The sequence below is a fragment of the Litorilituus lipolyticus genome (assembly GCF_006439335.1).
Taxonomy (GTDB): Bacteria; Pseudomonadota; Gammaproteobacteria; order Enterobacterales; family Alteromonadaceae; genus Colwellia; species Colwellia lipolytica.
The window spans coordinates 1-6,833 of sequence record NZ_SAWY01000022.1 but is presented as its reverse complement, the minus strand read 5'-3'; the positions used below and the strand labels follow the sequence as shown (position 1 = coordinate 6,833).

The following is a 6,833-nucleotide window of genomic DNA, read 5'->3' as shown; positions in this document are numbered from 1 at the left end:
GGCCTCATATGGCCTTAAAATACAAAACGCCTGATGAAATTCATCAGGCGTTTTAGAAAAAAAGTGTCAACCTATATCAGGACAACACATAAACTTAATTGTTTATTATTTTTCAACTTGGTGTACATGCACATCACGCTGAGGGAATGGAATGCTAATGCCTTCTTTATCAAAAGCGATTTTCACTTTCTCCATCATATCAAAGTAAACTCCCCAATAGTCTTCCGACTTTGTCCATGGGCGCACAAAGATATTCACAGAACTATCACCATGCTCACCTACCCAAATATCAACAGCTTGATCTTTAAGTACACGTTCATCAGCTTCAATTAAAGACCTTAAAATGTCTTTTGCTTTAGCAATATCATCTTCATAACCAATGCCAAAAGTCATATCAACACGACGTGTACCATTGACATTAATATTGGTAACACAGCCATTAGACAACAAACCATTAGGGATAATAATTCTTTGGTTATCAAAGGTTTTTAAAATGGTATTGAATATTTGAATTTCTTCAACTGTACCGACATAACCTTGAGCTTTAATGGCATCACCATTTTTAAATGGACGAAATAATAAAATAAGTACACCGCCAGCAAAGTTAGCCAAACTACCTTGCAACGCTAAGCCAACGGCAAGACCCGCCGCACCTAATACAGCAATTAACGAAGCCGTTTGTATGCCGATCATGGATGCAAAAACAATGATTTGAATCGCTTTTAATAGCGTCGTTAAAATGCTTAGTAAAAAGCTATGCAAAGTTGCATCAACTTTCTTTTTATCCAAGGCAATTTCTACAAGCTTCACTATTCGCTTGATAATAAAATTACCAACTAAATAGACGACAACGGCAAGTAAAAAGTTAACACCAAACGATAAGCTCATTTCTCCGAGCATCTGTATATAATGCTCAATTTTATCGACTGTAATATCCATGAGGATGATGTCCTTAATTTTGTTAAATTTACGTTAATGATCTTAATAAAATACCCGGCAATTGTAAGCTTAATGTATAGAAGAGTAAATTTTATCTGTAAGATAATTAGCGCTTTTCATGATTTTTGTTATTATGACGGCCCATTTGCAACAACTTAGTTTAACAAGCTATTAACACATAGGTTTGGTACATGCCTTCTTTCTTTAAAAAAAGCATTTTATTTACAACAGTTAACGTATTTATAGCGTTGTTTCTCATTGTTTGGCTCATTTCATCACCTATTGCAAAATACTATTTAACGCCAGTATTAGCACAGTTTAATCTAGAGCTGTCAGACGACACGAGTATTAGATATAACCTATTAATGAGCAAAGTAAGCATTAGTGACTTAGCCATTTCAAAAGTTGAAAACCAGCAAAGTGACACCGTTTTTTCATTAGAAGAGTTAGTGGTAAAAGTAACCTTATTTGATTTACTTTTTGATGAAATAACCTTAAGCGAAGCAACATTTGCACAAGGTATAATTAAAGTTGATCGTAATGGTGACAAGCTGACCATTGCAGGTGTTACTTTACCTGCTAACAATGAAAGCACGGTAGAAGAAAAAGAAACGCCAGAAAAGCCATTTCCTTACACCATAAAAATGCCATTACTGAGCCTCACAAATTTCACCATAGAAGTGAGCAAAGCATCAACTGAGCAAACAAAAGAAAAATTACATCAGCTTGTTTTTAATACCTTAACTATTGAAGATTTATCGGCAAATTTAACTGAGCAAAGTGCAAAAATAACCCTTGATGCAGAAGTAGACAGTACTCAACTAGCACTAACCGCCCAAGCAGGTTTTGTGCAACAACAAGGTGAAGTCATAGCGAATCTAGCGATTGATAATTACCCTCTAAGCAAGTTATCACCCTATTTAGAGCATATTACCGACCTGCAAGGCACATTATCTTTAAATAGTAAGCAAACCATCAACGTAGGGCATGAGCAAATTACCGTACATGTCTCTGAAAGTAATATGACTAACAGCATGATGGCCTTCACACAAAATAACCAACATTTAAGCATTGACCATGTACAGCAAGAGTTTTCTAATCTAAAACTCGCCTTAGCTAACTTAGAGCTTACTCAGCTAGAAGGCAACAGCCTGTTGGCTATCAACAATGTAAGCGTTACACAGTTAAATAATGAGCAAAAACCTGTAGGAGATCTACTAAGGGTTGGTTCTTTAGCCATAGACGATATAAGCTTTCACTTTATTGACCAGCCAATCATTAAACTACCTAGCATATTAGTGAACGACATTGTTGGCTCTCAAATCAAATCTGCAGATGAATTAGCGACATTACCGCCAATTACTACCATTAAACAACTTGCCATTACCGACACTGCAATAACCCCCAATGACATTGCAATTGATAGCATTTTGTTAGACACCGTTGAGAGCGACATTATTGTTAATAAAGACAAAGTGCTTATTAACTTAGTGAGTGCGCCAAGCAATAGCTCAGAGAAGAGTGATGCGCAAGCTAAAACCATGGACCCAAAAGAAGAAAACCAATCAATAAGTGCTGAAGATACTACAAAATCAACAAAGCCATTTTTCTTTAGTTTAAACAAATTTGAATTAGTTAACGGTAGCAAAACTGTAGTAACCGATAACAGTGTTGAACCCATAGTAACTCGTACATTATTCATTGATACATTAACTTTGGGTAGCCTCAACAATAAAAGTGATAGCCCGCAAGAAACCCCTTTTAGCATTGCAGGTAAAAGTAATAAGTATGCCAATTTTAAACTTGATGGCACACTAGACCCATTTATTGCTGCGCCTAGCTATCATGTTAAAGGCTATTTAAATGAACTTTCGCTACCTGCTATTTCTTCTTACGTAAAAGAAGCCGCCCAACTTGAGATAAAAACAGGACAATTAAGCACTAACCTTGACGTAAAGCTTATAGGTGAAGAGCTTGACGGTAACCTAGCACTGCACTTGCAAGGCTTAGAAACAGGAATTGTTGATAGTCACGAAGCCGGCAGCTTAATTGAACAAGGCGCATTGCCATTGAATATGGCGCTTGGCATGTTAAAAGATCGCAATGGCGCAGTAGAACTTGATGTACCTGTAAGTGGTTCGACTTCAGATCCGCAATTTGGTTTACACAGTATTCTGGCGATTATCACGCAAAAAGCGATCATGTCTGCCACACAAGATTACCTACTCACTACCTTTGTACCTTATGCCAATATTGTCTCTGTAGCTATTACTGCAGGCGAGTTTGCCTTAAAACTTCGCTTTGATGATTTACTATATCAAGTAAAACAAATTGAACCGAGCAACGAACAAAAAGCCTACTTAGATGAGTTTATTGCCCTAATGCAAGACAAAGAAGATACCAAAGTAACTATTTGTGCAATAAGCGTTTCAGAAGATGTTGACGTAAAAGCAGGACAAGAAATCACTGACAAAGCATTAATCAAACAATTAAAAGAACTTGGTGAGCAAAGAGAACATGCGTTCAAAGACTACATCATTAAACAAGGGAACATTAACTCTTCACGTTTATTGCTATGTACTCCCAAAATAGACACAGACGTTGACGCACAACCAAGAATTGCTTTATCTGTTTAATTCTAAAAATCAGCCTATACAATAAAAGCGCCATCAGACGCTTTTTTAATTCCGAAATAATCTAATAAAACTCATGTTTTTTTATACAGTACCTCATGTAATTCACTCATTTGCGTGAAAGAAGGAAAAATTCCGCCTTTCACACATCAACCAGTTAGAGCATTTTTTAATAACTATTTGAACTGTAGAAATTTAACGCGTATTGTATACATTTTAAAAATCATGAAAGGAGGAAATAATCCGTGTTTAAACAAGGAATTTTTCCTCCTAATAAGCTGTTATAAGCCATAGGAAGGTATGGAGTTTTTAATTAAGCCTCATGATGGAATTGGGCCCATCAAACTTGGAATGAATAGAGAGCAAGTAAGAGAATTATTTGCGGGCTTTTTTACTTTGTCAGATGAAGCCAGTGATTTCTATTTCGATAGCTGCCTTCAAATTGAGTTTGAAAATGACTTAGTTAACTTTATCGGTGTTTCTCAAAACGAAAATTACCAACTTATGTTCGGTGGCATCGACGTATTTGATGTTGATGGAAGTACTTTGTTTAAAGTAATTTCTGCTAATGAATCGGAGAGTCACTCATTTAATGAGTCAGAGTATATTTTCCCTGACCAAATAGTAACCCTTTGGGAAATGGATGAGCAATACGATTATCTTGGTAATCACAAACGTAAAGTTTGGGCTCAGGTCGGTATTGGTACTAAATCCTACCTTAAAGTGGTAAATGGCTTATAACAAGTCGCTCAAAATGGACGCAAAACAGTTGGCTTGCGCTCATTCTTCGCTAATTTTAGCCAACTATTTTTGCGCCCGTTAGCGAGGCGTTATTTGGCTCCACGAAATCAACCAAAAATTTATGTGTAAGAGCGGTGTTTCTAACATTGGCTTTGTGGGTTACGCCTCAGTTTTCGCCTAAGCGTTTCGGTTATTACCGCCAATAGGCTTTGCTGTTTTAGACATTTATTGTTGTAAAGCCATTAGCTAAATTAGCTTTCGTGTTAGGCTCAAAAATCACGGTTTGGTTAGTCGTGTCGCTGGGTGCTTTTGGACTCTACGGTCGGGCTGCCATTTAATTAAAAGCTCTTGTTTTCATTGGTAGTTTTCCGCTACCATCAAATAACAAGAAAATTCAAACGGACACGTACAGTTTGCTCGCGCTCCGCGCAGTTTAGCAAATTGTACTTAGCCGCTTAATATAAGCGTTAGCTTCCAAGGAGTCTTAATTGAACATTGTGGAAACAATTATCATAGGAATTATTACAGGGATACTTACTACAGCAATCATTTTCTTTGCCTCAAAACTTATTACTCTATGGTTAATTCCAAGATATCAAGAATGGAGATATCAAGGTGCAGATGTTGCTGGAACTTGGCTTGCCGACTTTGGAGATCAAAATGATTCCACGGTTCGCACAAAATACTCCTTAAATTTGGTACAAAGAGCACATAAATTAAGCGGAGCTTTGCATTTCGAATTTGAAAGTAGTCAAAAGAAATTTAATACTGATTTCCATGTGGAAGGTGAGTATTGGGAAGGCTATTTTACAATTACTTTTAAATCAATTGACCGAAAGTTATTTTCAAGAGCAACTATGGTTATGAAATTAATTGATGGTGGTGCTGCAATGAATGGCCATTTTTCATTTCGTGATGTAGTTAATGATTCTGTAAGTACAGTTCCATTGGTACTAACCAGAAGCTAACAAGAACTTCAAACGGAACAAAAACAGTTGGTTAGGTTCCGCTTCGCTTCACATTTTAACCAACAATTTTTGTCCGCTTAAGTGGGCGTTAGGTTACTAAAGGATTTACGCATGATTGGAGCTCAATTTAAATTATCTAATAAGTTTGTTGTGATACTTTTATTCGCTTTAGTAGCCCTTGGACTTTTCTCTTCCTTTGATACAGGGATTAGGCTTTTGAACTTCAATTCGATAATTGAACAAAGCCGTCCTGTTGAAGTGTTAAACGAGCAACAAGCAAAAGATATTGCTTTTCTTAATGCACGTATTGAGCTTTTAGAAACAAAACTTGAATATAAAAGTATATATCAAGATCTATTTGAAAAAGTTGAACACAGAATTTGGGTAATCCATGTTTTACTTCAATTTATCTTCTTGCTAATGATTTATAAATACTTAATAGTAAAGCGCAAAGAGTAATATAAACGTAACCTAACAAGGGTTTTCAAGTCGGACAAAAAACAGTTGGTTTTGTTCGTGCCTCACAAAGTATAACCAACTGATTTTTGCCGCTTAAAACGGCGTTAGGTTTCTTCAGCATTGAGTCCTCTTATAGATATGGATATTAAAATAGATAAATCAAAATGGTCTATCTCTAGCCAGAGGTCATCTGGAGGCCATCATGATGAAGATGCGCAATATTACGAAAATATCGCATACAGATGTTATAAGTGTTCTTGCTCGTGTGTTTTCACTGCCGAAGAACAAAAAGAGGCTTATGAAGTAACGCAGAAATTTGTTTGGTGGATTCCAACTAGATGTTCAAAGTGTCAGGAGGATTTGAATACGCTCCTAGCAAGAGATCATGAATATCAAGAATTATGGAATTCAGATAAAGAGTCTGTAAAACAAGATGAACCGTTAATGAAAGACTGGCTTCATGTTATTAAAGATATTGAGTCGTATGGCAAGAAATCTAACCAATCAATGATAACTTGTCTGGTAAAGTGTATAAATGAAACCTAACAAGTTGCTGCAACGGACTCGTCAAACTGTCACTTTTTTTGCCATAAACCCGGCAAAAACAGCGCCAGTTTAACTCACCGCTGAGCAAGGCGTTATGTGTTTCTATGAATTACGATGAATTTGTCAACGAAGTCCAAAAATACGATAACGACGCTGATGTTGCTAAATTATTGGGCGTATTGAAAGATTGGAAGCTTAATAGTGAAAATGTGGTTAAGCTTAAATCGACCATTGAAAGGTTTTTTGGTCACTCTCGGATTGAGAGTGAAGAAACTCATAATCACCTTTATAAGTTGTGGTCATCTTTCAGCACAAGTGCAATCGGAAACATCGGTGGCATGACAATGAATGAACGGCTTTTTTGGTTTGGTTTATTTGAACAATTTGATAGTTGTAAATCTGAGGCTAAAAAACAATTGATTTACAGTAAGTTGTCAGCCAACACATAACAAGCCAATCAAGCGGGACTGTGATCCTCCCTCGATAAAACGGACACCAAAATCTAACTAAAGATGAGGTGTCTTATGCCAAAGTACAACAACCCTAG

Annotated in this window: 7 protein-coding genes; 6 read left to right on the top strand and 1 reads right to left on the bottom strand. The window is 36.5% G+C overall.

The window, feature by feature from the left end:
- Positions 1-105: 105 nt before the first annotated feature.
- The gene (locus tag EPA86_RS11545) at positions 106-939 is read right to left on the bottom strand and encodes a mechanosensitive ion channel family protein (RefSeq protein ID WP_140603761.1); all 834 of its coding nucleotides are present in this window, start codon (positions 937-939) and stop codon (positions 106-108) included.
- A 191-nt stretch (positions 940-1,130) separates the two neighbouring features.
- On the opposite strand from EPA86_RS11545, the gene EPA86_RS11540 reads away from it, so the two are divergent.
- The 6 genes from EPA86_RS11540 (at position 1,131) to EPA86_RS11515 (ending at position 6,735) form a co-directional block, all read left to right on the top strand.
- Positions 1,131-3,575, top strand: a complete 2,445-nt coding sequence (locus EPA86_RS11540; protein ID WP_140603759.1) for a DUF748 domain-containing protein — start codon at positions 1,131-1,133, stop codon at positions 3,573-3,575.
- Positions 3,576-3,872: 297 nt separating this feature from the next.
- A complete protein-coding gene (locus tag EPA86_RS11535; RefSeq protein WP_135476859.1) occupies positions 3,873-4,313 on the top strand; it encodes a hypothetical protein in 441 nt (146 codons plus the stop codon).
- A gap of 488 nt (positions 4,314-4,801) precedes the next feature.
- A complete protein-coding gene (locus EPA86_RS11530; protein WP_140603757.1) occupies positions 4,802-5,281 on the top strand; it encodes a hypothetical protein in 480 nt (159 codons plus the stop codon).
- A 111-nt stretch (positions 5,282-5,392) separates the two neighbouring features.
- Positions 5,393-5,740, top strand: coding sequence for a hypothetical protein (locus EPA86_RS11525; protein WP_140603755.1), 348 nt, complete (start codon positions 5,393-5,395; stop codon positions 5,738-5,740).
- A 360-nt stretch (positions 5,741-6,100) separates the two neighbouring features.
- Positions 6,101-6,286: a hypothetical protein gene (locus EPA86_RS11520; RefSeq protein ID WP_140603753.1), complete on the top strand. Its 186-nt coding sequence runs from the start codon at positions 6,101-6,103 to the stop codon at positions 6,284-6,286.
- Positions 6,287-6,390: 104 nt separating this feature from the next.
- Entirely contained in the window at positions 6,391-6,735 is a 345-nt protein-coding gene (locus EPA86_RS11515; RefSeq protein ID WP_140603751.1) for a hypothetical protein, read from the top strand.
- Positions 6,736-6,833 lie beyond the last annotated feature (98 nt).